At 47.1% G+C, this 23,945-nt stretch carries 24 protein-coding genes; 12 read left to right on the forward strand and 12 right to left on the reverse strand.

Annotation, left to right across the window (positions count from 1 at the left end; all coding sequences use genetic code 11):
- Positions 1-138: 138 nt before the first annotated feature.
- The 3 genes from B5M13_RS19385 to B5M13_RS19395 form a co-directional block, all read right to left on the reverse strand.
- Positions 139-1,263 carry a formylglycine-generating enzyme family protein gene (locus B5M13_RS19385; RefSeq protein WP_245859395.1) on the reverse strand — a complete coding sequence of 375 codons (1,125 nt, stop codon included), beginning with the start codon at positions 1,261-1,263 and terminating at the stop codon, positions 139-141.
- Positions 1,264-1,354: 91 nt separating this feature from the next.
- Entirely contained in the window at positions 1,355-2,929 is a 1,575-nt protein-coding gene (locus B5M13_RS19390) for a sulfatase family protein (protein ID WP_080057237.1), read from the reverse strand.
- Positions 2,930-3,095: 166 nt separating this feature from the next.
- The gene (locus B5M13_RS19395) at positions 3,096-4,013 is read right to left on the reverse strand and encodes a hypothetical protein (RefSeq protein ID WP_080057238.1); all 918 of its coding nucleotides are present in this window, start codon (positions 4,011-4,013) and stop codon (positions 3,096-3,098) included.
- Positions 4,014-4,105: 92 nt separating this feature from the next.
- On the opposite strand from B5M13_RS19395, the gene B5M13_RS19400 reads away from it, so the two are divergent.
- Positions 4,106-4,777, forward strand: coding sequence for a hypothetical protein (locus B5M13_RS19400; RefSeq protein WP_080057239.1), 672 nt, complete (start codon positions 4,106-4,108; stop codon positions 4,775-4,777).
- Positions 4,778-4,846: 69 nt separating this feature from the next.
- A complete protein-coding gene (locus B5M13_RS19405; RefSeq protein WP_080057240.1) occupies positions 4,847-5,962 on the forward strand; it encodes a serine hydrolase domain-containing protein in 1,116 nt (371 codons plus the stop codon).
- Positions 5,963-5,983: 21 nt separating this feature from the next.
- Here the strand turns inward: B5M13_RS19405 and B5M13_RS19410 are convergent, their stop codons facing one another.
- Positions 5,984-6,727: an EcsC family protein gene (locus B5M13_RS19410; RefSeq protein ID WP_080057241.1), complete on the reverse strand. Its 744-nt coding sequence runs from the start codon at positions 6,725-6,727 to the stop codon at positions 5,984-5,986.
- Positions 6,728-6,837: 110 nt separating this feature from the next.
- On the opposite strand from B5M13_RS19410, the gene B5M13_RS19415 reads away from it, so the two are divergent.
- Positions 6,838-7,566 (forward strand): murein L,D-transpeptidase catalytic domain family protein, encoded by a 729-nt coding sequence (locus tag B5M13_RS19415; RefSeq protein ID WP_080057242.1) that lies wholly within the window; start codon positions 6,838-6,840, stop codon positions 7,564-7,566.
- Here B5M13_RS19415 and B5M13_RS19420 read toward each other — a convergent pair.
- Both B5M13_RS19420 and B5M13_RS19425 read right to left on the reverse strand, forming a co-directional pair.
- Positions 7,536-8,762, reverse strand: a complete 1,227-nt coding sequence (locus B5M13_RS19420; RefSeq protein WP_080057243.1) for a L,D-transpeptidase family protein — start codon at positions 8,760-8,762, stop codon at positions 7,536-7,538. The genes B5M13_RS19415 and B5M13_RS19420 overlap by 31 nt on opposite strands.
- Before the next feature lie 121 nt (positions 8,763-8,883).
- Entirely contained in the window at positions 8,884-9,129 is a 246-nt protein-coding gene (locus B5M13_RS19425; RefSeq protein WP_080059994.1) for a hypothetical protein, read from the reverse strand.
- A 214-nt stretch (positions 9,130-9,343) separates the two neighbouring features.
- On the opposite strand from B5M13_RS19425, the gene B5M13_RS19430 reads away from it, so the two are divergent.
- The 7 genes from B5M13_RS19430 to B5M13_RS19460 all read left to right on the forward strand — a co-directional run bounded on the left by B5M13_RS19430 (position 9,344) and on the right by B5M13_RS19460 (position 14,488).
- Positions 9,344-9,829 carry a GNAT family N-acetyltransferase gene (locus B5M13_RS19430; protein WP_080057244.1) on the forward strand — a complete coding sequence of 162 codons (486 nt, stop codon included), beginning with the start codon at positions 9,344-9,346 and terminating at the stop codon, positions 9,827-9,829.
- 33 nt (positions 9,830-9,862) lie between these two features.
- A complete protein-coding gene (locus B5M13_RS19435; RefSeq protein WP_080057245.1) occupies positions 9,863-10,276 on the forward strand; it encodes a hypothetical protein in 414 nt (137 codons plus the stop codon).
- Between the two features lie 90 nt (positions 10,277-10,366).
- Positions 10,367-10,708: a YciI family protein gene (locus tag B5M13_RS19440; protein WP_080057246.1), complete on the forward strand. Its 342-nt coding sequence runs from the start codon at positions 10,367-10,369 to the stop codon at positions 10,706-10,708.
- Positions 10,709-10,784: 76 nt separating this feature from the next.
- On the forward strand, positions 10,785-12,017 hold the full coding sequence (locus B5M13_RS19445) for an RNA polymerase sigma factor (RefSeq protein WP_080057247.1): 1,233 nt from the start codon (positions 10,785-10,787) through the stop codon (positions 12,015-12,017).
- Positions 12,018-12,110: 93 nt separating this feature from the next.
- Complete coding sequence (locus B5M13_RS19450) at positions 12,111-12,512, forward strand: OsmC family protein (protein WP_080057248.1); 402 nt, start codon at positions 12,111-12,113, stop codon at positions 12,510-12,512.
- A gap of 60 nt (positions 12,513-12,572) precedes the next feature.
- Positions 12,573-13,505, forward strand: coding sequence for an alpha/beta hydrolase (locus B5M13_RS19455; protein ID WP_080057249.1), 933 nt, complete (start codon positions 12,573-12,575; stop codon positions 13,503-13,505).
- Positions 13,506-13,558: 53 nt separating this feature from the next.
- Positions 13,559-14,488 (forward strand): hypothetical protein, encoded by a 930-nt coding sequence (locus B5M13_RS19460; RefSeq protein WP_245859396.1) that lies wholly within the window; start codon positions 13,559-13,561, stop codon positions 14,486-14,488.
- 20 nt (positions 14,489-14,508) lie between these two features.
- Here the strand turns inward: B5M13_RS19460 and B5M13_RS19465 are convergent, their stop codons facing one another.
- On the reverse strand, positions 14,509-16,794 hold the full coding sequence (locus tag B5M13_RS19465) for a gliding motility-associated C-terminal domain-containing protein (RefSeq protein ID WP_080059995.1): 2,286 nt from the start codon (positions 16,792-16,794) through the stop codon (positions 14,509-14,511).
- A gap of 769 nt (positions 16,795-17,563) precedes the next feature.
- Between B5M13_RS19465 and B5M13_RS19470 the strand changes: the two genes are divergently transcribed.
- Positions 17,564-17,785 (forward strand): hypothetical protein, encoded by a 222-nt coding sequence (locus B5M13_RS19470; protein WP_080057251.1) that lies wholly within the window; start codon positions 17,564-17,566, stop codon positions 17,783-17,785.
- A gap of 147 nt (positions 17,786-17,932) precedes the next feature.
- Here B5M13_RS19470 and B5M13_RS19475 read toward each other — a convergent pair whose 3' ends face one another.
- The 5 genes from B5M13_RS19475 to B5M13_RS19495 form a co-directional block, all read right to left on the reverse strand.
- On the reverse strand, positions 17,933-18,496 hold the full coding sequence (locus B5M13_RS19475) for a hypothetical protein (protein WP_080057252.1): 564 nt from the start codon (positions 18,494-18,496) through the stop codon (positions 17,933-17,935).
- 74 nt (positions 18,497-18,570) lie between these two features.
- Positions 18,571-18,936 (reverse strand): hypothetical protein, encoded by a 366-nt coding sequence (locus B5M13_RS19480; protein ID WP_080057253.1) that lies wholly within the window; start codon positions 18,934-18,936, stop codon positions 18,571-18,573.
- Positions 18,937-19,128: 192 nt separating this feature from the next.
- The gene (locus B5M13_RS19485) at positions 19,129-19,581 is read right to left on the reverse strand and encodes a PPC domain-containing DNA-binding protein (protein ID WP_245859398.1); all 453 of its coding nucleotides are present in this window, start codon (positions 19,579-19,581) and stop codon (positions 19,129-19,131) included.
- Between the two features lie 113 nt (positions 19,582-19,694).
- Positions 19,695-21,671 carry a hypothetical protein gene (locus B5M13_RS19490; RefSeq protein ID WP_080057255.1) on the reverse strand — a complete coding sequence of 659 codons (1,977 nt, stop codon included), beginning with the start codon at positions 21,669-21,671 and terminating at the stop codon, positions 19,695-19,697.
- A gap of 862 nt (positions 21,672-22,533) precedes the next feature.
- A complete protein-coding gene (locus tag B5M13_RS19495) occupies positions 22,534-22,905 on the reverse strand; it encodes a PaaI family thioesterase (RefSeq protein WP_317046934.1) in 372 nt (123 codons plus the stop codon).
- Positions 22,906-23,113: 208 nt separating this feature from the next.
- On the opposite strand from B5M13_RS19495, the gene B5M13_RS19500 reads away from it, so the two are divergent.
- Entirely contained in the window at positions 23,114-23,878 is a 765-nt protein-coding gene (locus B5M13_RS19500) for a phosphosulfolactate synthase (protein WP_080057257.1), read from the forward strand.
- Positions 23,879-23,945: the final 67 nt, after the last annotated feature.

Genomic DNA, 23,945 nt, shown 5'->3' on the forward strand with positions numbered 1-23,945 from the left:
CTGTTCAATTGAACCGTAAAGGTACGCATTTTTACCGGGATTTAGGACGAATGATCGAACACAGATCGGTGTGATTCGTTTGAACGAGCAAGATTTTTACCCGTGTAAATCCTAAGAATCATACCGATCTGTGTTCGATTACTTATCCCGTACACAACGGAAACCGAGGTTATTACTTCCACTGGTCACTTCACCCTTGCCCCGGCTACCCGCTTTGTAGCGAATGCAATACTCATCGCTGCATAAAAAGGAACCACCCCGCTGCACCCGCTTCACCGCACCGGGTTCGTCAGGGTCGTAACTGTCCGAGGGGCCTTTTGGATTGTCTTTCACCAACGTTGCGTAATAGTCGGGCCGGTAAAAATCCTGACACCACTCCCACACGTTGCCATCCATATCATACAACCCATACGGGTTAGGTGAAAACGATTTTACCGGCGCTACACCAGCAAAGCCATCTTCGGAGGTATTATGGTCGGGAAAACTGCCCTGGTAGATGTTGGCTACCCATTTCCCAGCCGGTTTCAGTTCCGTTCCCCAATAATAGGTCTGATTTCCTTTCCCCCCCTGGGCCGCAAATTCCCATTCGGCTTCGGTGGGTAATCGTTTCCCAGCCCAGTTGGCATAGGCGAGTGCATCCTCATAACTAACATGCACAACGGGCTCGTTCTCATGCCCTTTTAGGGTGCTCGATGGGCCAGTAGGATGCTGCCAGCTGGCTCCTTTCACATACTGCCACCAGCGTAAGGGGTTTTCGAGCGTTACTTTCTGGGAAGGGGGCGTAAACACGGCAGAACCCGGCACAAGTTGTTCAGCTGGAACACTCGGATAATCGGCCGGGTTGAGTGGGCGTTCGGCAATGGTTTTATAACCCGTAGCGGTAACGAATCGGGCAAACTCGGCATTGGTCACCTCATGCTCATCCATCCAGAATCCTTTTACGGCGACTGGATGAACCGGACGGGCATCCACAAACTCATCGGCCCCCATTAGAAAATTACCACCGGGTATCCAGACCATACCAGCCGTAGTGCCCGTTCCCGACTCTGGACCGGAAGCCCCCTGCCGAATAGCAGCCGCCCGCGAAGGCATCCCTTCCGCGATACAGGCCGCGGCCGAATCAGCTTTAGCCTGTGCCTTTTCTTCATCATTCTGGCTGGAAGACGAGCACCCTGCCAGAGTGATGAAAATCGCTGAGAACAGCAGGCTACCACAACCCAACCCCTCCCCTGTTTTCAGGGGAAGGGCTAAAAAGAAGCCCATCTTATTTTTATTTACTAAAGCTGAGACAAGTAAACCTTCGTCCCCCTCATCTGCTATAAGGCCGGGCCTCCCTGTCGGTGAGGTGATTTTATTACGATTTGGTGTCAACCAGTTTAAGAGCCTCATCGTCCTTATATTTCTTTATCTGCTCCGTCAGTTTCTTTTTCAAATCGGCCGTAATGGCTTCGTAGCCTTTCTGGCCGTACAAATTATGCAGGTTGTGCGGGTCTTTTTTGATGTCGTACAGTTCCCAGAAATCCTTCGGACCGTAAAAACGTGCCAATGTGTATTGCTCGGTTCGGATGCCAAAATGGGGGGATACGTGGTGCGGCTGCGGGAACTCATAATAATGATAATACGCTTCCTTTCGCCAATTTGTCTTTTCGCCTTTCAGTAATGGCAGAAACGATTCGCCCTGAATATAGCTTGGAATAGCCGTACCAGTCAGGTTGAGGATCGTCGGAGCCCAGTCGATATTCGATACCAGTTGGTTGATGTGCGTATGGGGTTTGATCACTCCCGGATACCGAATTACAAAGGGCGTTTTCAGCGATTCTTCGTAAATCCAGCGTTTGTCGAACCAGCCATGCTCGCCCATGTAAAATCCCTGGTCGGATGCATACACCACTACGGTGTTTTTCGCCAGGCCTGTTTTATCCAGATAATCCAGCAATTCGCCAATGTTTCGATCCAATGAATTGGCTACTGACAGATAATCTTTCAGATAGCGCTGGTACTTCCACTCGACCAGGGCTTTACCTGTTAACTTTTTCTCGTCAAACTCCCGGCTAATTTTATCATAGTAGGCCTGAAAAGGTTTACGTTGTTCGGGGGTAAACCGATTGTAGCCATTGAAGGCGCCCTTATTGTCATAATCGAGATGAACTTTCAGATCCTCTTTAAGCCGCATCGTTTTATCGATGGTCATATCCTGATCCTGAGCCGCTAAGCGTCCTGCATAATCGTCATAAAAGGTTGGCGGAATGGGAAAGGTGCGGTTATCATACGCCCCCAGATCAGGAATATCGGGCAGCCACTCGCGGTGGGTAGCTTTGTGACCGACGACCAGGAAAAATGGCTTCGATTCGTCGCGCTGCTTCAGCCAGTCGAGCGACAGTTTCGTAATGACGTTGGTCACATAGCCCGGATACCGTACCGTTTCATTCTTAGAATTCACAAAATCGGAATTGTAGTAATGGCCATGTCCGGGTAGTACGTTCAGGTAATCGAAACCATGCGGTAGTGCACCCAGGTGCATTTTCCCAACCCAGGCCGTCTGATAGCCATTCTTCTGCAACTCTTCGGGAAATACCGACTGCCGGATATCGAACACCTTCTCATTGAGTTTGTACCCATTCACGTGGCTAAACTGGCCCGTAAGTAGCGTAGCCCGGCTGGGGCCACAAATGGAATTGGTCACAATGTTAGTATGCAAAATAGCGCCCTCGCTGGCAATCCGGTCGATATTGGGTGTTTTAGCCAGTTTGCTTCCATACGCGCTGATGGCCTGATGCGTATGGTCGTCGGAGAAAATAAAAATAATGTTCGGACGGGCGGGTTTCTGAACAGTAGCCGATTTTTCAGGTAAATAACCGGGGGCGACAAACAGCAAGGTGCCCAAAGCAGCCAGCCCTGCCACGGACTTAGCCATCAGTTTCAATGTCATACACTCGAAGGGTTTATTAGAACAAAAGTCGTTTATTTCCGGAATTTAACCTCAGCGCTGGGTAAATAGCCGATCCGTTGCGCCACCACCTGTAATGAATCGTCCGATTGTAACGCCAATTTCTCTCCGCCATACACCTGTTAGTCCGGCAAGAAAACAAACGGGATTATACCCGAAGCGAGGCTAACTCCTGCCAGGAAATCAGGCTAATTGCTACAATAGCTAAGCCCAGGCCAAGTTTATTGGCCGTCGAGAGCGATTCTTTAAGGAACAGAGCGGCCATAAGGGCAGCCAGCAGAATAACACCGATGTTGTAGAGTGGATACACAAAGGCGCCATTTCCGCCAAATGCCGACAGGGCCATAACCAGCGTATAGAAACTCAGAAAATTGGGAATACCCAGCGAAACAGCTCCAACCAGATTACGGGGATGAATCCGCTCTTTTCCCTGAATGAGTCGGATGATCAGCATCAACAAACCTGCGACGATTGCCCCGATCACCATAGTCAGGGTTACCTGAATGGTTTTATCGGTCGAAGGAATATAGTGCAGGTTCATGTAGTTGATCATGGTGTTGGTGGCACCATAAAATAGGAATACGCCTATTGGCAGCAGGACATTGGCTCCCAATCGGCCACGCTTTGCGCTGGGGTCAGATGCCGATTCAGGCTTATACGTACTTAACCCAACCGCCACAACGGCCAGGACAAGACCAAAGTAGTTCAGGGCATCGAACACCTTCCCTCCTGTTTTAAAGACAAACAGGCTGAAGCACACCGGTACCACCAGCGAAAGATTGTTCGCCAGCGACGTCGCCGTAATACCCATCCGCTGTGTCGATGCCCCCGACAGCATGAATGTAAGGATGAAGCCAACCCCCAGGCCAAATGCCAGCCAGGTCCAGGTCTGCGAAAAATCAATGGTAAACGACTGCCCGGCGGGTAAGAGCAGCAATCCAGTGAGAAAGCAAACCGGGTAGTTGAACACAATGGCCTGAAACGTATCGACCTGGTAGCGGGGAAATATCCGAAAATTCAGCAGCAACAGCACCGAAAGCAGGATGCTAAGGGCTAAAAAGAGCATGAGCGAACGTAAGATTGGTAATTTTGGGGCTAAGTTAACGGGTCCAATCGGTTGTCGGTGTATCTTTCCTGCCCGAACTCAGCGGTTTCAGTATGAACAGGACGTTGTGTCTTTTGCTTGCCTTACTCATTTCTCCAATCGCATTGGCTTTCGGTCAGAAAAAGCTGTCTCTTTCGGCAGCGATCTCCCCTACTTTTTCTCATACAGTATACAAATTCCGGTATCTCTACCCAGAAAGCGATGGGCAGATTGTGGAGCCTGTTTTCCTGAACGGCAGCCGCTGGGCAACCGGCTTTTCGGCTGGGGTATCCGTCATTCGGGACTATGCCCCCGGCTGGTCATACTCATCGGGTATCTGGTTTCAGCAGCTTACCATACGGCAGGAACGGCAACCCACAGCAGGCGAAGGCACCATCGCGCTTCACAAACGGGTCGTCCGATTTCCAATCCAACTCAATTATTACTCATCGCTCAAACGATTGTCCCCCTTTTTCTCAATGGGTTTCCTGGTCGATCTCCCCATAACCTCGCGGGTGGTCGTAAAGCGAACGGGTGAATCGACCCAATATTTACGGCTACTCGATAAACCGCGACCTATCTTTCTGGGGTTACTGGGTGCAGGGGCTCGCTATAAACTGACCGATCGGTATACATTATCAGCCCAACCCGTATGGAGTTATAACTTTGGGCAATTAGGCGGAGCTAACACGCACGACAACTCATTTGAAGTCAGCCTGTTGATGCACGCGGCCTACGCATTTTGAAAACGTTAACAGCGGGTGCAACCCCAGCCCGACATACGGCATCTTTACATAAACTTCTAGCCTTTGTCCATGCTAACACGTTTTACACCTACCTGCTGGCTTCTGTTTATACTGGTGTTGTCGCTTACACCTACCTTACTCCCTGCGCAAACTAAGGAACTGGAAAGGAATCCAGCTCAGTTCGACGCCTTCATCGACCAACTGATGAAACGGGATAGCATACCGGGTCTGTCCATCGCCATCATCCGGCAGAATAAGCTAGTGTATCACAAAGGTTATGGTCTTACCCGCTCCGATTCGACCCAGAAAGTAACCTCCGAAACCATTTTCGAAGCTGCTTCGCTTACTAAACCTACGTTTGCCTACGCTGTTCTGCAACTGGTGGACCAAGGATTGCTTGACCTGGACAAACCCTTGTGTGAGTACCTTCCCTACTCTGATGTAGCGACTGATGAGCGTTATAAAAAAATCACGGCCCGACTGGTTCTGAGCCACCGAAGTGGCTTACCGAACTGGCGTAAAAACCGACGTTCTTCTGAGCTTGCTATGCTGCGTACGCCCGGCGAACGATTCGGGTATTCGGGCGAAGGTTTTGTGTATCTGCAAAAAGTGGTTGAAAAAATTACGGGCAAGCCCATCAACGAATTCATGGAAGAGCGGGTACTAAACCCACTGGGCATGACCAACAGCGGTTATGTCTGGAAGCCCACATTCGATTCACACGTTGCCCTACCCCATTACGAAGGCGATAACGTTGGCGAAAAATATAAACCCGATCAGGCGAATATGGCCTACTCCTTACAAACCTCGGCCAACGACTACGCCAAATTCATACTGGCCATTCTTACACCAAAGGGCCTGAAAGCGTCAACTGTTGATCAGATACTCAGTCAGCAAACGCAGCTCCCAACCCGCTTTTCGGGCGATTCCTTATCGACCCGGTTGTACTGGGGACTCGGCTTCGGGCTGGAACGCACACCCAACGATACCTATTTCTGGCACTGGGGCGACAATGGAGCGTTCAAATGTTATCTAGTTGGCAGTCGTAGCCGCAAAGATGCCGTTGTATACTTTACCAATTCAGCCACTGGCCTACGATTAATCAGCGACATCACCAAACAGGTAATGGGCTACGATCCGGCAACGTCTGGCTTCCTGGGCTACCAAACCCCTAGAAAGCCATAAACAGGTTATTTTTTAGCCTGACTACTCGGTTAACAATGAAGATTTATCAGCCGCTATTAGTCGCATCCGGTACGCATTCATGGCGGTCCGGCCTAGTTGATTAATCAGCCGATAATTGACAACAATGCCCACCGCTGCTCCGATACCAGGAATCAGTTGGGCCATCTTCGCCAGGTCGATATAGTCGCGATACTCCTGCTGAAAGGTTAGCCAGTCGAACTGATTGATATCTTCCGGTAATTGACGGCTGTGTTCGGGCCAGTTGGCGATGTACTCATATACCACCTGCCGACGCTCCTGGCTCGAAAAGGCCAGTTGAAAGACATACAGAATAAAAACCCGCTCGCGGTAGTCGCTCACCGAAAAACCATACAGGCTGGCAATTTCGAACAGCATTTTCATTTTTAACGCCAACAGAATGGGAAAATCGGCCAGTCCGAGCCAAAACCCACCTGCCCCGGTTACCCCACCTTCAGCCGCGCTGGTTTTCCGATAAAAATCGATCCGTTTTGCTACAGCCGCGTCGCGTTGTGTAAGTGTCTGTCCTTCTACTGGGGGCTTGTTCAGAAACTCAGCCCCAAATAAAACCGCCCGTGTCATCTGCTTAATCGTCCCTGTAATAATGGCATGGACCCGATCGGGAATGATGCGATTTATTCGGCGCTGCAACGACGTTGAGAGCTTGCCAAAGGCGGATGGCGGCTTCTGCATGGCCTGTTGCCAGCGGATCAATTCGTTTCGAACCGCTCGTTCGTAAGCAATCATACTGTTATTTTTAACTAAAAAGTAATATCTTGAGCGAATTAAACCTGTGGTCAGGCTGTTGTAAGTTTGTACATCCTCATAAACCCATAAACAATTACTTATTTATTGGCATGAAGAATGTTTTTTTGCTTTTGGTAGGTTTGTCCATAGTTTATTTGGCTACCACCGGATACAAATCCACTCGTAACGTTACTCTAGCAGCCGCAGCGCCTAAGGCGGCAACGACATTAAAACTTAATTCAACGGGGCATCTCGCTATTTATGACCAACTTAACTTAGCACAGACCGGTTTACAGCGTAGTGTTTTTGAATATGCCCTCCGTGGCTGGCAGAAAATGGACACGGCCAAATCCATGCTGACGATAGTCGATCTGAGCCAACCCTCGAATCGTAAACGACTCTATGTGGTGGATTTGTTCAACAAAAAGCTGCTTTTCAACACCTATGTTGCGCATGGACGAAACTCAGGCGATCTGGTGGCTAATCAATTCTCTAATACGCAGTCCTCGTTTCAGTCGAGCCTGGGCTTTTATCAGACCCTGAGCACCTACATGGGTAAACACGGTTTGTCGCTCCAACTGAAAGGACTGGAGAAAGGCTTTAACGACAATGTCTACAATCGAAATATTGTCCTTCACGGAGCCGATTATGTTTGTGAAGACATTATTCGAAAAACTGGGCGTTTAGGCCGCAGTCAGGGTTGCCCAGCCGTTCCCTATGCCGACTCGAAAGGCATTATACAGGCGGTCAAAGGTGGTTCCTGCCTATTCGTCTATGCGCCCAATTCAGACTATCTGGCTCAGTCGACTTACTTAGCCCAGCCATACACGTCTTTATAAAACCGAAGTTTTCCTGTGGCATCTACATCGGCAAGATTATAGGTGATAAATACCGGAAATGGCTTTGGAATTTTCAGAACGCGGGGCTTCTGGTCAATCAGGCATTTATTCATGAAATCATCGTCGAAGGTTTGTTCGCCCAATATCAGGTTGGCGAGTTCAACGGGTTTTTGCACACGCACACAGCCATGACTCCGCCAGCGGTCGCTGGTGAGCTTGAATAAGTCGCGGCTATTGGTATCGTGCAGATAGATCGCAAGCGGGTTAGCCAGATCGAACTTCAATAACCCCAGTGAGTTTTCGCAGCCTGAAGCCTGCCGAATCCGATAGGGGAAATTGGTTTCCGTAATGCCGTCCCAGTCAACCTCTTCCGGGTCAACTTCACGGTTACGCTCGTCCAGGACCTGAAAATTCTGGTTGTACAGGTACGCTACATCACGCTTTACGTGGGGAACAATCTCGTCAAGAGCAATATTCTGGGGAACGTTCCAGTACGGATAGGCTATAATATCCTGAATGTAGGTCGTCATGCAGGGAGTTCGTCGATCGGGTTTCCCCGTAATGACCTGCATGGGTAGTAAGCGTTTCCCTGACCGATTAAATACATTCAGCTCGCCCGCCGGGATATTGACGATCACAAACTGATCAGGATTGAACCGATTGACATACCGATAGAAATTAAGCGTTTGCCGAATCAATCGCAGAGAATCCGAACTTGTAGCCTTTCCTGCGGCTCGTTTACGCAGTCGGTTATAGTGCCCGACCAGCTTCGCGTAGGGTTCAAAGGCCATCAACGATGTTTTGACCTGCCCCACCTGAATCGCATCTGTCTTTTCGGCCCAGGCCGAATCGACGGCTTCTTTCAGGCCATTGAACGCCAGTTGCGACGGTTTCTTTCCGTACCGGGCTTCTAACAGTAACTGCGTTAAGTTGGCATCAATTTCAGCTTTATCAAGCATTTTAGGTGTACTGAATCGACTGGTATCAATACCGATCGAATCGGCATATAAACACAATTGATGCAGGGTCAAAGCGGCCTGTCTGACAACCTTTTCGTCCTGCTTTCGCTTTTGTTCCACACGCGCAGCCTGTTCACGGTCGGCCTTTCGGGTATTCCACCATCGCCCAACAAAAAAAAGGATAATTATTCCTACCCCTATCGCTACGCCTATGATAATTTTCTTCTGCTTTTCCATGCTGTAATGGTATGAATGGTCTATAACTACATAACGACCTAACCGAGTCGTTGGTTATTGTTTATGGTATCCGTCATTAACGAAAAAAGGGCAACTCGCTTTTCGAATTGCCCTTTCTGATTTAGCTGTATGCAGGTTTGTCAATATCTGGTTTTGGATTGGGATTTCGATTGGGGTGTTTCATGCGTATGTTAGCGGCTGGTTTATCCCCATCCATATACTCATCTTCCAGTTCATCGGGAGCTAGCTCGTCGGGGTCAATCTCACTGCCTGGTCCACTGGTTCCTTCTACTGACTGATTGGCCAGACCTGCTGGCGAAATGGCCTGCTTGGCCCGAATAATGTCGTCCTTCTCTTGATTTTCCATAACAACCTCATTTTTCGTATCGGACAATGCCTTTCCTTTCTAACCCACCACCCGCCGTATTGTTTCTAAATGTAAAGGCGCTTTGAGCTAAATACGCTTTCGGAATCCCCCGGTCGTATTGTCTTATTCATAAACGGGTTTTATTTTACCAATCCAGATCGTTTATAGGCGTCTGAAAGCCAAAGAGAAGAGACTCCGTTTTCACTCCTAAACCATGAATTTATTTCGAAAAGCAAACCTGAACGATGTAGCATTATTGAGCTTTTTAGCGAAAGAAACATATATCCAGGCATTTGCGCATACCTGGCCTGACCAGCAAGGGCTAGCCAACTACATCGACAAATCCTTTGCCACAGGTGTCATTGCCGATCAGTTAGCGGACCCGGATACCGAGTTTTATCTAGTGCAATTGGCCGATGAGCCTGTAGGTTATTTTAAATTTACGGTAGACAACGATACGCTGTTTCTGAGCAAAATGTATTTTTTGCAAAAGGTCGTTGGCCAACGCTTAGGAACCCAATGCATAGCCTTTATTGATTCGGTCCGACAACAGCTTAACCTGAGCGAAATCAGGTTGGAGGTACTGGCCAGCAACGAAAAGGGCATCCGTTTTTACCAGAGAAACGGGTTTCAGGAAATCGGGCAAAAGGAGAACTATGGCGACAAGTCAAGAGGTAATCTCCTGATTATGAAAAAGTAAACAGCTCCTTTATCCAATCAAATACCTTTACACATGGAAACTCATTCTGATTTGAGCGACGAAGCGTTTGAACAACAATTAGAAGCCTGTACCTTACCACCAGCCATCTTTAATCACGAAGCGCACCTCCGGCTAGCCTGGATACATATCAGAAAATACGGCACTGATCAGGCCGTGGGAAACGTGTGTCGACAGTTGATTCACTATGTAAATTCATTGGGGGCCCGCGACAAATATAACCAGACGCTGACCGTTGCTGCCGTACGGGCCGTCAGCCATTTCATAAACCGATCCGACACCGACAGCTTTTATGATTTTATTCATCAGTTTCCACGGCTCAAATCCGATTTTAGAGCGTTGTTGGCGACTCATTATCAGCTTGATATTTACAACTCCGATCTGGCGAAACGTACCTACATCGAACCCGATCTGCTCCCTTTCAGTTAATTTTTTCTTTCGTTTTGTCCAATTTATACGTTCTCATTTGTCGTATAGGTGTAGTTTAATCCAGTTGATAACCAATAAAATCAAGCACAAATGGACGAATATGTTTTAGTGATGCGAAATGAGGATGGAAAAAACCTGGTTTCGCCCGAACAGATGCAAATCTGGATGAAACAAACGATGGACTGGATCGGCGGTATTGCTGCCCAAAACAAATTTGTATCGGGTACAGGGCTTCCGTTCGAAGATGCTCGTGTAGTACATCCCAACAATATCGTGACAAACGGCCCTTTTGGCGACATCAAGGAAACCATTGGCGGGTTCATTACCGTCAGAGCCGAATCGGTCGATGAAGCCGTTGAATTTGCCAAAGGGTGCCCCGTTTTACAGGGCGAAGGCAATAGTGTCGAAGTTCGAAGGGTGGCCAGTCGGTAAGCCCGGTACGCGGAGTGGGTGGCGTAAGTCCTTCTAAACTCCTTTCAATAGACAACGTCACCCACTCTATTACCCAATGAATCAGGAAATAATACCCCATTTATTTCGAACTGAATTCCGAAAAATAGTAACGGTTCTGTGCAAACATTTTGGGATTGATCACATCGAAACAGCTGAAGATATTGCTAGTGATACGTTTCTTGCGGCCATCAACGTATGGACCTATAAAGGGATACCCGATAATCCAACCGCCTGGCTTTATACAGTAGCCAAACACAAAGCGACCAACTTCTGTGCCCGCTCCAAATCGTTCCAGGATAAGGTTTTGCCTTCGGTTGATACCGAACAGAGCTACCTGCCCGACATTGACTTATCGGACGACAACATACAGGATAGCCAGCTACAAATGTTGTTCGCCATCTGCCATCCGTCCATCCCGGCTGAATCCCAGATCGGTCTGGCTCTGCGTATTCTTTGCGGGTTCGGGATTGACGAAATAGCCAATGCATTCCTGACTAATAAAGAAACCATCAATAAACGTCTGTTTAGAGCGAAAGAAAAATTACGACTCGAACAGGTACGCATCGAACTTCCATCCGAATCGGCTATTGGCGAGCGTCTGGAAACCGTCCTGACAACCCTATACCTCCTTTTCAACGAAGGTTATTATTCCGAAAGTAAGGGTGCTGTACTTCGTGAAGACCTATGCGCCGAAGCGATGCGCCTGACTCAGCTACTAACAGAGAATAAGCGAACCAATCTCCCCTCTGTCAACGCGCTGCTTGCGTTGATGTGTTTCCATGCATCACGGTTCCCAGCCCGAAAGACTGCGCAGGGCGAACTCATTCTGTATCAGGACCAGGATGAAACCCAATGGGATTACACCTTAATTTCAAAAGGCGCTTATTACCTGCAACAGGCTTCGCAGGGCCATACGCTTTCCAAATACCATCTGGAAGCCAGCATTGCGTACTGGCATACCATCAAAACCGATACGACCGAAAAATGGGAAGCCATTCTACAGCTTTATAACAACCTGTTGCAAATTTCGTATTCACCCATTGCCGCTCTCAACCGCACCTATGCGCTATCAAAAGCCAACAGCAACGAAGAAGCCATCCGCGAAGCCGAAAAACTTCAACTGACAAACAACCCGTATTACTTTACGCTGCTCGGTGAGCTATATAAAAGCATCGACCCCAAAAAGGCCAGCGCGAATTTTGAACAAGCTCTACCATTGGCTAAAACACAGGCCGACAAGCATCTGATCGCTCAAAATCTCTTAAAAATAAATAAAAATTGTTTGTAGTTTCAGGCTTATGATGGCATTCTTTTGGGAGGATAGCCGCCATGAAATGATCCTGATAATTATTCTCAACCTCTTTTGAAACCCTTCTGAACCATGCACCTATCAGCTAGTATCAAGAGCGCCTTCAACCAGCATCATATCGTCGTGCAAACCAACCACTCGGCAAAGACATTGTCCATGTCAACCAAGTCGACTGGGTTTGGCTCAGTTGTTAACGGGGGCGAACTACTCCTGCTCTCGCTGGCTACCTGCTTCTGCAATGACATTTATCGGGAAGCCAGTAAGCGAAACATAGCCATTTCGGCCGTAGACGTTACCGTTTCGGGCGAATTTGGTGCCGATGGCGAGCCTGGTTTCAACTTCACCTATAAAGCTCATGTCACATCCAATGCGTCTGCTGCCGAAATCGACGCGTTGATTCGACATACCGATCAAATCGCAGAAGTACACAACACCCTTCGAAAAGGAATATCGGTCAGGTTAATCACCGTCTAATCTGATCAATGGTTTGTATCCATATCTTGCGACGTTATTTTCGTATCCTTCTCCTTATTTATGGCTTACAAACTTCTCCGTTACATCCTATACAGCTACTTGAGCTGGCACCTCCTGGCATCTTCCATGAGTCAGGCCCAACCGACGAATCCTGTTAAAGCGATTTTTCCGGCCGACACCCGGTTTGTTCCGAACGTAGCCTATGCAGGCGATACCCTGAAAAAGCACCTGCTGGATATCTATCTACCAGCGAAGATGGCCGCCAATGCCCCATTGGTCGTGTGGGTACATGGGGGAGGCTGGATGGTCAACGATAAGTATGCCGACATGAGTTATATGAAAAACACGGTTCGGTCCATTTTGGAAAAGGGCTATGCGTTTGCCTCCATCGACTACCGGCATAGCACCACAGCACCGTTTCCAGCTCAGATTCATGATTGCAATCAGGCGCTTGAATTTTTGTATCAGAACGCAGCCCAATACGGCTACGACCGTAATCGCATTGCCCTGATGGGCTTTTCGGCAGGTGGTCATCTGGCTTCTTTACTTGCCTTAGCCAGTAACAACGCTATTGCCGACTTTTACCCCAACCGAAAAAAGCCGTCGTTTCGTATCAAAACAGTTATTGATTTTTACGGCCCTGCCGATTTACTGGCTATGACTCGCCGGGATGTCCCCCTGTCGGATACCGCCATTGCGACACCGGAAAGCCGTTTATTGGGTGCTTCTCCTCTCCTTCGTCCTGATCTGGCTAAGCGGGCCAGCCCTGTCACCTACATCGACAAAAACGACCCACCTTTTCTAATCATTCAGGGAGAGAAAGATGAGTCGGTGCCCGCAGCCCAATCGGTCTTACTAAGTTCCTGGCTAACCCTTGCTCATGTAAAAAATCAACTGATCGTCGTGCCCGGAGCCCCCCATTACGGTGTTATGTTCGATAGTGAATATAATCGTCAGGCTATTTTTAGCTGGCTGGATACCTACCTTCGCTAAGGTGGTGCGGAGTTGATGGTTATACATTTTATCGCTTTCTGATGGCTTTTCGTATGTGTAGATGGGTATTTGCCTTGTGCAGTATACTCACACTGGCTTCCTGTAGCTCGTTCCGGCCTCAACCCATACCGGCCTTAACGACCAGTTATTGTGTGCCATCCGTACAGTATGCCTATGATACAACATACCTCCCCAAGCCGAATATCCAGGCTATTTTGCAAACAGATACGCTACTGAGTAAGCGGTATTCACAACATGATTTGCTGTTAGCCAATGCCATTGGCGTTTTACCACTTCTGCAACAGTTGGTTTTGCTGGAGAAAAACCCGGTATCAGACAATCGGCTAGCCATGCTTAGTATACGGCAAAAAATCCTCAATCGGTTTCTATTAGCCTCAACGCAAATTGCCAGCCTGGCGGCTGAGCTGGATTGTGAAGGCGAACGCGCCGATCAGATCGCTACCTACCTGGACCAGCGAGACACCCGGCGCATTCGACGGTTAACTATTCTTTCAATCGTAATAGGGGCTGCCACTACCGTTGCAACCACTTTGCTAACCTCCGATAACACCAGCAAAGCAATTGGTATTAGTGGCGGTATTGCGGGAGCTGGCTTTGGCGGTTTGGCAGCCTTTTCCTCCAATCGAACCGTCACATTCTGCCACCAACGTAATCTTTTAACCGACATCTGGCAGCAAGCCGATACGTCTTCCGTGTATCCGCCCATGATCTGGTATATACTAAATGAAAAATCGTTTAGCAATACCCATCAGGTTTCGATCCATTATACCATTCGCGAACGCTGGAAAAATTACGTCCTCAGCCAGCTTTCTCCAGACCAGGAGCAACTATACTTTGGTGAGGGCGGTAATTATCAGGCTGATGATTTACACAACCGGGCCAATATGCTCAATCAGCTACAGTCGTCTATACGATCGATCAATCAGGATTTACAAAGTTTAGCCATTACAATGGCCAACTAATTCATTACTGGCGAATCAGTTCAGTGGAGCACGGTCAGTTGCCCTCGGTATATATGAGCAAGCGGATCATTACCCGTTTTGATCTGATAGGTGTATACTCCTGTTTGTACCAATTGCTGTTTGTAGGTACCATCCCAGGGCTGGGCATATCCTTTCGAGTAGAAAATCAGCTCGCCCCATCGATTAAAAACAGACACTTCACACTGAGGAAACGCACTGATATTGGAAAGCAGCCACACGTCGTTATTCCCATCGGCATTGGGTGAAAAGGCGGTTGGAATGTAAAGCGGGGTCGACACATCGACTAGTACCGAAAAGATTGTTGTACATCCTTCTGCACTGGTTACCGTTACCTGATAGGTTGTGGTTTCGGCAGGGCTGGCCGTAGGACTGGCAACAGTCGGCTGATCAAGCGAAGTAGGTGGTTCCCATTGGTAGGTTCTGATTGGCTGATCAGCTTGAGTCAACAACTGAACACTGCCTCCCCGAGTCATGGTATAGCGCGTCTGGCCTGATACGTTCGGACTGGCAACGACCTCTACCCGTTGGCTCGTCCGCGTCTGGCAAACCGTATCTGAAACGACGGTGTACGTAAGTTGATACGTACCGGCACCAACCGATTTCGGATCAAACCGAGTACCTGATACACCGGGCCCATCGAAGGTGCCTCCCACAGGTTGCCCCCGCAGGGTGACCACATTACTGCTGTTGGCACAAATCGGCGGAATCGAATCAAATAACACAGTCGGGCGCTCATAGCGGTTCACATTAATCGGAGCAGAAAGTGCAGCACAGCCAGTTGAGGCCATAACAGTAACCTGATAAGTCCCGGATTGTCGAACAGTCAGCAAGGCGGTAGTATCCGAAAGCTTTGCACCGTTTCGTTGCCACAGATAGCGATCTCCAATCTGACGGTTGACGGTTAGCGTGGTTGAGTCATCGGCACAAAACGACAGTCTGGGTGCTTTGATGGTTGCATCGGGCTTGGGATTAATCGTAATACGGGCCGTATCAGTTCCATCGCAAACGGCATTGGCCGGTTTTGCCAGCACACTATAAACGCCTGACTGATAAACGCCTAAAATGGCCTGTCTGGCCCCATCTATGTCTTTACCATCCTGCTGCCACTGGTACTGATAATTTGACTGCCCTGCCGCTTCCAGCCTGATCGTGTCACCTGTGCAATAGGGCTCCGGGGAAGTTATTCCGATCTTTACGGCTGGCGCTGTTACATATGTAACCTTCACGGCCTGCGACGTAGTATCATTGGCGCAGGAATTTGCCAGACTTTTTACAACCGTATACATACCCGGAACCCGTACTTGCAGCGTATCTGATGTAGCTCCCCGGATATTTTCACCATCTTTTTGCCATTGATACGCCCAATCAGAATTAGCCTCAACAGACAAGACCAGCGGCTGACTTCCGCACCAGACCAGGTCGGATGCCTCTTTCCCATTTGCCAGCACTACGGCGGCTGGGGGGGTATTTTTTGAGCAGTCGACTACAGGAAGTTGAAAATCCCGACGAACGACTCCGATCCGTTCTCCATTCCGAAATTCTTCGCATTGCACCGTAAATAGAAATAGGCCTTCTTTCGAGGCACGCACAGTCAATTGGCCCGTTGTTGGATTGATGGTCAAAGGAGGATTACCGGGTATGATATTCGACAGACTATAGCCAGGCGCCCATGTTATCGTTGGGTAACTGGCCTTGGGTGAATCATCGAAATCAGTTGGGGCTGTACTCGTTGTATATCCGTTCAGTGGTGTAACGAGCGAATACCGAAGCTGGTCACCATCCGCATCTGTAGCCCCTACATCAAACGTAAACGGATTATTGATACAGATATAATCACCATTGGGAAATTTAAACACTGGTGACGAATTAGTAACCGTAACCCCTGAACGAGTCATGGGTGGAAACTCCAGGTAAAAGGCCATAGCTACCCCGGTCAGCAGGGTAGTATTCACATTGGTCAGTGCATCATTACGACAACAACGTTCCCAAACCATATAATAACCACCGGGATCATTATATACACTAGGATTAAACTGATAGGTTGCGTAATAGCGGGCCTGAGTAAAACTAAGTTGCCGCAAGGTAGCACAGGCCACATTATCGAACGTAAGTGGAAGAGTTTCCTGTAACGGTACTTGTACTTTCTGAATTAATACCGGGTTTTGTTTCCGGTAGATTCGTAAGATAACAGACTCATCCTGATTACCGGGAACCGATTGAGTAGCATCCCAATATTGAGTCAATTGCAGGCGAAATAAACCAGGTGTTCCTCTTATCGCTTGCATACTAACATCCCCTCCGATAATATGAGATGCCAACACAATTACGGGCATCTGGCATATCACCATCAATCCTAACCACAAGGCTAGACGCCAGTCGCCCTTTCTTCTTCCATCGCACATAGCATCTGTAGCAGATTTCGCGATACCCGTTCCGGTAGTCAATGAATACTGAATGTACGCATACTAACAAAATAGCCCATCAAACGGCTAAATATGTTATCATATGGAATACTTCAAATACACAATTGCTACCTAACTGCTACATTATACAACTTCAAATATACCTTTTATGCAATTTTACACCTTTAAAGAAAGCAAGATGGATCAATAGAAAACGTTCCGATTCCTATTTAGAAAGAATACCCTTGGCGATAAGATAAGGGATGATAAGCCACAAAAGGCCCTTGATCAGAAAGAAGAGAAACCCCAGCCAGCCAACTCGTTTAAGCCAATATCTGAACCGTTCATGCATACCGTAAAGATAGACATTTCCGAATTCTTTCTCCGCTAGACGCTATTCTCACGAGTAAATCGACCCTATACAAATATTGGTCATGGATTGGAACTTGTATGCTGCTCAATCACATACACATATAGCCTTATCAAAGGTTTATAGATTTCAAACTTTAGGAACTAATCAAAGCTATGAACGGAACAAATGCCATATTCCTGCATACTAATTTTGACGTGCTGAGCGCTAGAAGAGTAGTGTTGATCTAGACATAAGTGACCTAGTCGGACAATTCGCCCGAAAACCCTAGTTAGTACCAGTATGAGCGAGAAAACCGGAGTTAAGACACAAGCCAAATTTTGCAAACAGGATTTTTTGACGATGTACGACAGGGTTTCTATCGAGGTATTTGAATCGTGGATTGAGAAGATAAAGCAGGAGATTGGTTGGAAAGCGAAAGGTAAACAGGTATTCCCGCCCAGAGTAGCCCAGCGAATCATTGAACACATCGGCCAACCGATTAGCCTGAAAGTGTTAAACTAATCATATTTTTAAAATGCAAACGGTGGCTCATTTGGCCACCGTTTGCATTTTGTCTCATTTCCAGACGGGGTTTATAACTATGAACTATGTTAAGGGAATAATCAATAATTACTCTACTCCAATAAATCCTTCACTATAGAAAGAAGACTATTTTTTGACTAGATCGATTTGGTTGATGCCTCGGTTCAAACCCTGCCAAGTCATTCCCTCTGGTCTAGTATCGAGAGCAAACGTTTCTAAGAGTAGACCGATTTGTTGCAGGAAATAAGCCTCTTTCTCAGTCGGACCCGAGTAGCCGACTGGGAAATTATACTCGAGCAGAAAATATGCTTTAGGGCCCTTCTGATTAAAAATCCAAGGTCCAGCTAACAAATCAAACCGGATTGGATAGGTTTTAACCCCATATTGTATAGTTCCCTCATAGCGATCACGAGTCAGGTTATTTTGTACTAAAGCACGCGCCAGCGTAAGAGTAGCAAAGCTGGTTAGGGTCGTATCGCGCTTGATATTAAGCTCATTTTGGAAAGTACTGTTTTGATACTTAATCTGAAGCTGCCTCATGCTCCACGTGCCTGTCAGCTGAGGCACTAATTCTTTCATGAGTTGAATACTAGCTTGATCATTGTCCATCTTAGGACTGACAGATTTGTCCGACGAACATTGAACAAAGACAGTGAGAGTAAGCAAGCTTATCCAAAGAAAATTTTTCATAGTAATTCTGTTGGAAAGGTTGTTGTATAAGTGCAATTACGTAAGCCTGGGCCTAATAACATCAGTTAGTCAATTCATTTTACCGCTTTACTTCTCCGCCGTAAAACATAATGGCGAGAAGCATCAGGGGAGGGTACATACACGTTTACTAACTCCCAACCGTTTTTATAAATATAGTTCAGCGCTTCAACTACAGAGGCAAAACGTACCCCTTCATGATCCTTAACGGGCTTCAAGAACTCGCTTGATTTATTAGCAGTATAATTCCGGCCAAAATCAATCCAGACACTAGCTTCCCAGGTAGATCGATTAAAGCCAATTAACTCAATGTACTGAATATCCAGACTGTCAACATTAATGCTCCCTACCATAATTTGAGCTTTCGCAGTCCCTACGCCAACCAACCAGCAGGTTAAAATGGCTAAAAGTATTGCCTTCATTCTCTCGTCACAAACTAGATCTGACCAGTTCTATAATCTGTTATATGTAAAGCTAACTAAAAAAGTTGTCAGAAAGTCCTACCCGAAAAACGGCCCTATTGTCTCAATGCCCTTAGAAAGTCCTCAAAAAATTGTCGAATAGCCTTACTGGTTTCCCTTTACAGTAAGTTAGGGTGATATAATATTCACCTATTATTTTCTTCGTTTCTTTCGGACAACTAATTCGCGATAACCAAAGGTTGGATCGACTTCCCGGCCATATGTCAGGTCTGTCATCACTCCTATAACAATTTCGGCGGTTGTGTAGATTGTACAGCCATCTAGCAGGTGTCCTCCGATAGTGCGGCCTGTCGAATCTGATACAGAAAGATGTAAATGGCCCCCCCCCGTCGACAGTGTGCCAACCAACGAAACAATTTCAAAATGCCCCTGCCATACAGTGGGTTCACTTTGATTAGCTAACCGCAGAGCCACACGGGTAAGGCTTCCAACGCAAGTGATCATGGCCCCGGCTTCGATCCGTTGTTGTTGAACAACAGCTTCTAGCTCTTTTTTCAGATCCTGTCCAGGTCTTAATCTGAATGAGTATGTCTGCATAGTAGCTGATGCGACAGCATCTGTGTGAGCAGGTTGTGCATTTAGCATAGTTACACAAAAAATAAAGGAAACGACCAGGAGATATCGCATTGCCATTTTGAGTTCTGATCAACAAAAAAACCGGGAGCGTTGGCCCCCGGTTTTTGCGTAGTATTAGCGAATTATTCAACCCCGAACATTACATCTGACCGGCGACCGCTGTTACCTCCCCGGCGACGCACCTGCTTTTTCGGTGCTGGAGGAGCCATTAATTTAGCTTTCTGCTCATTGGTCAGTGGTTTCAGGTCAGTAATTGTGTAGCTGTTATCGCTGATTGTAGTGCTGAAGCTACCCACTGTTTGTTCAGGCTGGCCGTTGCAAGGCTTCTTGGTAACCGTGAACACAGCGCGGAAGTACTGAACTTGCGGACGTACCCGACGGCCTTTGAAACGAATCGCGTTGCCGCTTTCAATTTTCGCTTTTTCAGCCTGGAGTTGCTGAGCCAGACCACCTGGCAGCTCGTTCAGGTTCAGAATAACCGTGTTGGTGTCGAAATCAACAGCTCCGGTTGCCAGCAGGCGGTTCAGGCCACGGTAGCGCAGGCGGGTAACCGTATCGCCGACTGAAGTAACTGTACCGTTACAGTAACAGACGTTAGCCACTTCGCGGGTATAAGGAGTCCGATAGAATACTTCCAGGCGCTCCAGGCGGTGGTTGTATTCACACTCTGGTGTAACAACGGCTGGTTTGATACTGGCAAAGCTGGTAGTAGCCACCTCACTCATACAGGTACCACATTTAGCTGTCTGCTTGTTGTGAACCGTTACGTAATAGAAACCTGGAGTCAATTGACCACCTGAAAAATACGCTGATGGGAAGGCAAGCGTGGTGTCGGTAGTATTTTCCAACTGAGCAATTACCTGATCAGTGTTACCGGCTACGACCGAATCAGGACGGTAGTACAGACGAGCTGTAAAGGTTTCGTTTTTCGGATTCGGAGTGGTGCTGCGCCAGCTAATAACTGGAGCCGTAGCGGCTGTGTTGACAGGAGCTGACTGGGCAGCATTGGTATTGTCAACATAAGCGAGTGACGCGCCTTTCAGGGAAGCACCATTGAACCGTACATTTAGCTCAGGCACCTGTTCGCAGGTTGGGCAGGATACAGGTGCTTTAGGAATAAGCTTCTTCTGTACAAATCCTTTCCGAACAGCCAGGCCTACACTAAATCCACCGTGCTTCCGCTTGAATTCATACAACTGATCGTCAATACCGTTAATGATCAGGTAGTTTAATTGAGTAATAAACCCTTGCCCCTGAACACCGATGTTCCAGTTGTTACGTCCGATTGGGAAGAAAACAGCAGCAGAACCAAGTGCGCCTAGATGATACAAGTGTGAACTAGGGTTCACTGATCGGATCAAGCCACCCCCATCTACGAAAGAAGGAACCGCTGGTAAGGTCAGCGTTGATGGCGTATAGGCAGCAATAGTAGCGGCTTCCGTACGGAACAGACCACCACGAGCTGCTAACTCAATGAAGGATGTTGCATCCGGGTTCTTACGGCTCCGGCCCAGCGTGAAAGTAAGCACCGGCCCTACGGTGAGGAACATATCCTCGGAAGCTCGTTGGTTGATGGTTACCTGGTTGTTAGTAAAACCACGACTTGCGGCCAGACTATACAGATAATCCCGATAAATACTACGAGTAATGTAATTCTGATAGCCAAAAGCGGCTCCGACAGCAAAGCGAAGGCGTCGGGTAGCGGGGGTCAGGAAATAATCAGCATTCGCTGTAATATTAAATCCAGCACCATTGTAAAGCGTATTATCACGCTTGGTAGGCCCAAACGTATTTTCCCATGTACCACAATACGCAAAGTTAGGTCCGGCATATAAACCAACACGCCAGGGTGATAAGCGCCTAACTAAGATGAACGTTTGAAAGGTAGTATCACAGTCATCTAGTTCAGCCACATCACTGGCCTGTGCTTTGAAATCATCCCTACGCAAGGTGTCAGTATAAATACCCTTTCCCAATCGATAGATATTCTCACGCACGTAACTTCCACTGGAAGTAGTCGATGATGGACTTGTCGTAGCCTGTTGAGCAAGGCTAACAGTTGGTATTGCAAAACTTAGCAACACGAGTCCAGCCAGCATCCGCAGAGGGTGTTGTTGGATAAATGTTCGCATATTTATTGAGTTAATTTGACGCAATGTTTCCTATTAAACTTTTAATCTTCCAAATAAGACTATAGAAATTTAGGGAACGGTAACAGCCGCCTTCTTGTGGATTTTACCGTTTTTTTTACCATTTCTACAATTGAGCTAACGTCTATAGCCCCACCGTACCACCATATGACTAATTTCTTGACGAAATGTTTCTCAATGCTTCAAATAATATATAAATTTTTGTTGCAATTGAGTCCGATCTTATCTTAAACCCATTTCGAACGCGCCGATTAGCCCCTTAAGTCATCCGAATATTTAACCCCAAAGCGGCCTCATCCTTATTTTTTCTGCAATGTTAAGACTGAATTGCAAAAGTCAATTCATCCATTACATATTTTTTCAATTTATAAGGCCTGACAATCCAGTTTTTCAAGAGGCCTGTTGTCTATCTGCTTTGCAACTAAACTCGAATAAAGTCCAGACTTATAATACTACGAATTAGCCCCAATTGTGTTTAAATCTTTTTCTTTTTTTATCGGCGGCCAATAATAACAATAAACAGGTGATTATAAAACAAATACTTCCTTCCTGCCGAGAGAAACTAACTTTTCCCCTATTTGTCTTATTTATTCATCAATTTCTCCCAAAAATTAACTTATACTTATTTACTTTATCAATGCGAAGGAGGCTCTTCCTCCTGTTTACAGAATAGCGGTCACCGATATACGGTCTGTTACCATAACTCTCTATGTATCTACAAGGAGTCATTTTTCTGCTTTGATAGGTTAGCTATAAAATCACAGCAATACCATTAACTTAATCTTTCCAAAATAGACTAGTACACCTTTTTTTAATAAGGCAATTTCACCGACGTTTGAATCAGATTGGTGGCACATTTTGCAATTACTTTTCCATCGGTTGCCTCTATACGCCCCTCACAATGAACGATATTTTTTCCTGCACGAATAACTTCCGTAGTTACCCTAACGACATCTCCCAGCCTAGCCGCATGTAGAAAATCGACGGCCAGATTGACGGATGTATAGGCTTGTTCACGCCCAAGAGCATACACCATCACACCAATCATATCATCCAGAATTGCTGATGCGGCTCCCCCGTGCAATACGTTAGCGGGATTAGTCATATCGTCCCGAATCTTGAAATCAGCCACCAAACGTCCATAAGCCACTTCCCGCAGTGTTCCATTTAACCACCGCCCCATAGGAGATGGGCCATTACTCATTGGGCACCCAATTTGGGAGCGCAGGAAATCTAGTCGAGGATTTGATAAATTGTCCATATCCGGCAAAAATAGCACTTAACTAAGCCATATACCCATTTGATGCGATTATTTATGGACTTTCTTGGGAGGTTTCCAAGACTTGTACTACTTTTGGGCGATTTTCAATTCGCCTACTCGATTACCCTGTATGAATTATACGCTTACGCAGATCCCTGAACGTACGATCAAACCCCGCCAGAGTGGGTTAACCATGGTCATGGATAAGGGGCTGAGCCTGCGAGAAGTAGAGGATTTTTTGTCGACCTCTGCCGGTTATGCCGATATTGTGAAATTAGGTTGGGCCACATCGTTCGTCACGCCGAATCTGAAAGAGAAGTTAAGTATTTATAAGGAAGCCAATATACCCGTCTATTTTGGTGGTACCTTGTTTGAAGCCTTTGTTATTCGAAATCAATTCGACGAATACCGTAAACTTCTCGATCAATACGGTATGGAATATGCAGAGGTATCCGATGGCTCCATCGAAATGAGCCAGGACGAAAAATGTGAGTACATCCGTCAGTTGGCTACTCAGGTGACGGTCCTCTCCGAAGTAGGATCTAAGGATGAAGCTAAAATTATCCCTCCCTACAAATGGATTCAGTTAATGAAGGCTGAACTACAAGCGGGTGCCTGGAAAGTAATCGGTGAAGCCCGTGAAGGAGGTACCGTCGGTTTATTCCGATCAAGCGGTGAGGTTCGTCAGGGCCTGGTTGAAGAAATCCTAACACAGATTCCTTTTGAAAGTATTTTGTGGGAAGCTCCCCAGAAAGAACAGCAGGTCTGGTTCGTCAAATTACTGGGAGCGAATGTCAATCTGGGTAATATTGCTCCCCATGAGGTTATTCCTCTCGAAACCATTCGCTTAGGGCTTCGTGGTGACACGTTTATGCACTTTTTAAACAAGAACTGAGGAGTCAGGAGCAAGCATAAAGAAGCTATCCGGCAGCAAAAGGCATCATAGCCTATGCACCCTGTTC

The sequence above is a fragment of the Spirosoma aerolatum genome (genome assembly GCF_002056795.1).
Taxonomy (GTDB): domain Bacteria; phylum Bacteroidota; class Bacteroidia; order Cytophagales; family Spirosomataceae; genus Spirosoma; species Spirosoma aerolatum.

What these genes read in the sequence shown, in the direction of transcription:
- B5M13_RS19385 (WP_245859395.1), bottom strand. Translation starts at nt 1,263, where the DNA reads ATGGGCTTCTTTTTAGCCCTTCCCCTGAAAACAGGGGAGGGGTTGGGT.
- B5M13_RS19390 (WP_080057237.1), bottom strand. Translation starts at nt 2,929, where the DNA reads ATGACATTGAAACTGATGGCTAAGTCCGTGGCAGGGCTGGCTGCTTTG.
- B5M13_RS19395 (WP_080057238.1), bottom strand. Translation starts at nt 4,013, where the DNA reads ATGCTCTTTTTAGCCCTTAGCATCCTGCTTTCGGTGCTGTTGCTGCTG.
- B5M13_RS19400 (WP_080057239.1), top strand. Translation starts at nt 4,106, where the DNA reads ATGAACAGGACGTTGTGTCTTTTGCTTGCCTTACTCATTTCTCCAATC.
- B5M13_RS19405 (WP_080057240.1), top strand. Translation starts at nt 4,847, where the DNA reads ATGCTAACACGTTTTACACCTACCTGCTGGCTTCTGTTTATACTGGTG.
- B5M13_RS19410 (WP_080057241.1), bottom strand. Translation starts at nt 6,727, where the DNA reads ATGATTGCTTACGAACGAGCGGTTCGAAACGAATTGATCCGCTGGCAA.
- B5M13_RS19415 (WP_080057242.1), top strand. Translation starts at nt 6,838, where the DNA reads ATGAAGAATGTTTTTTTGCTTTTGGTAGGTTTGTCCATAGTTTATTTG.
- B5M13_RS19420 (WP_080057243.1), bottom strand. Translation starts at nt 8,762, where the DNA reads ATGGAAAAGCAGAAGAAAATTATCATAGGCGTAGCGATAGGGGTAGGA.
- B5M13_RS19425 (WP_080059994.1), bottom strand. Translation starts at nt 9,129, where the DNA reads ATGGAAAATCAAGAGAAGGACGACATTATTCGGGCCAAGCAGGCCATT.
- B5M13_RS19430 (WP_080057244.1), top strand. Translation starts at nt 9,344, where the DNA reads ATGAATTTATTTCGAAAAGCAAACCTGAACGATGTAGCATTATTGAGC.
- B5M13_RS19435 (WP_080057245.1), top strand. Translation starts at nt 9,863, where the DNA reads ATGGAAACTCATTCTGATTTGAGCGACGAAGCGTTTGAACAACAATTA.
- B5M13_RS19440 (WP_080057246.1), top strand. Translation starts at nt 10,367, where the DNA reads ATGGACGAATATGTTTTAGTGATGCGAAATGAGGATGGAAAAAACCTG.
- B5M13_RS19445 (WP_080057247.1), top strand. Translation starts at nt 10,785, where the DNA reads ATGAATCAGGAAATAATACCCCATTTATTTCGAACTGAATTCCGAAAA.
- B5M13_RS19450 (WP_080057248.1), top strand. Translation starts at nt 12,111, where the DNA reads ATGCACCTATCAGCTAGTATCAAGAGCGCCTTCAACCAGCATCATATC.
- B5M13_RS19455 (WP_080057249.1), top strand. Translation starts at nt 12,573, where the DNA reads ATGGCTTACAAACTTCTCCGTTACATCCTATACAGCTACTTGAGCTGG.
- B5M13_RS19460 (WP_245859396.1), top strand. Translation starts at nt 13,559, where the DNA reads ATGTGTAGATGGGTATTTGCCTTGTGCAGTATACTCACACTGGCTTCC.
- B5M13_RS19465 (WP_080059995.1), bottom strand. Translation starts at nt 16,794, where the DNA reads ATGCAAGCGATAAGAGGAACACCTGGTTTATTTCGCCTGCAATTGACT.
- B5M13_RS19470 (WP_080057251.1), top strand. Translation starts at nt 17,564, where the DNA reads ATGAGCGAGAAAACCGGAGTTAAGACACAAGCCAAATTTTGCAAACAG.
- B5M13_RS19475 (WP_080057252.1), bottom strand. Translation starts at nt 18,496, where the DNA reads ATGAAAAATTTTCTTTGGATAAGCTTGCTTACTCTCACTGTCTTTGTT.
- B5M13_RS19480 (WP_080057253.1), bottom strand. Translation starts at nt 18,936, where the DNA reads ATGAAGGCAATACTTTTAGCCATTTTAACCTGCTGGTTGGTTGGCGTA.
- B5M13_RS19485 (WP_245859398.1), bottom strand. Translation starts at nt 19,581, where the DNA reads ATGCTAAATGCACAACCTGCTCACACAGATGCTGTCGCATCAGCTACT.
- B5M13_RS19490 (WP_080057255.1), bottom strand. Translation starts at nt 21,671, where the DNA reads ATGCTGGCTGGACTCGTGTTGCTAAGTTTTGCAATACCAACTGTTAGC.
- B5M13_RS19495 (WP_317046934.1), bottom strand. Translation starts at nt 22,905, where the DNA reads ATGGGGCGGTGGTTAAATGGAACACTGCGGGAAGTGGCTTATGGACGT.
- B5M13_RS19500 (WP_080057257.1), top strand. Translation starts at nt 23,114, where the DNA reads ATGAATTATACGCTTACGCAGATCCCTGAACGTACGATCAAACCCCGC.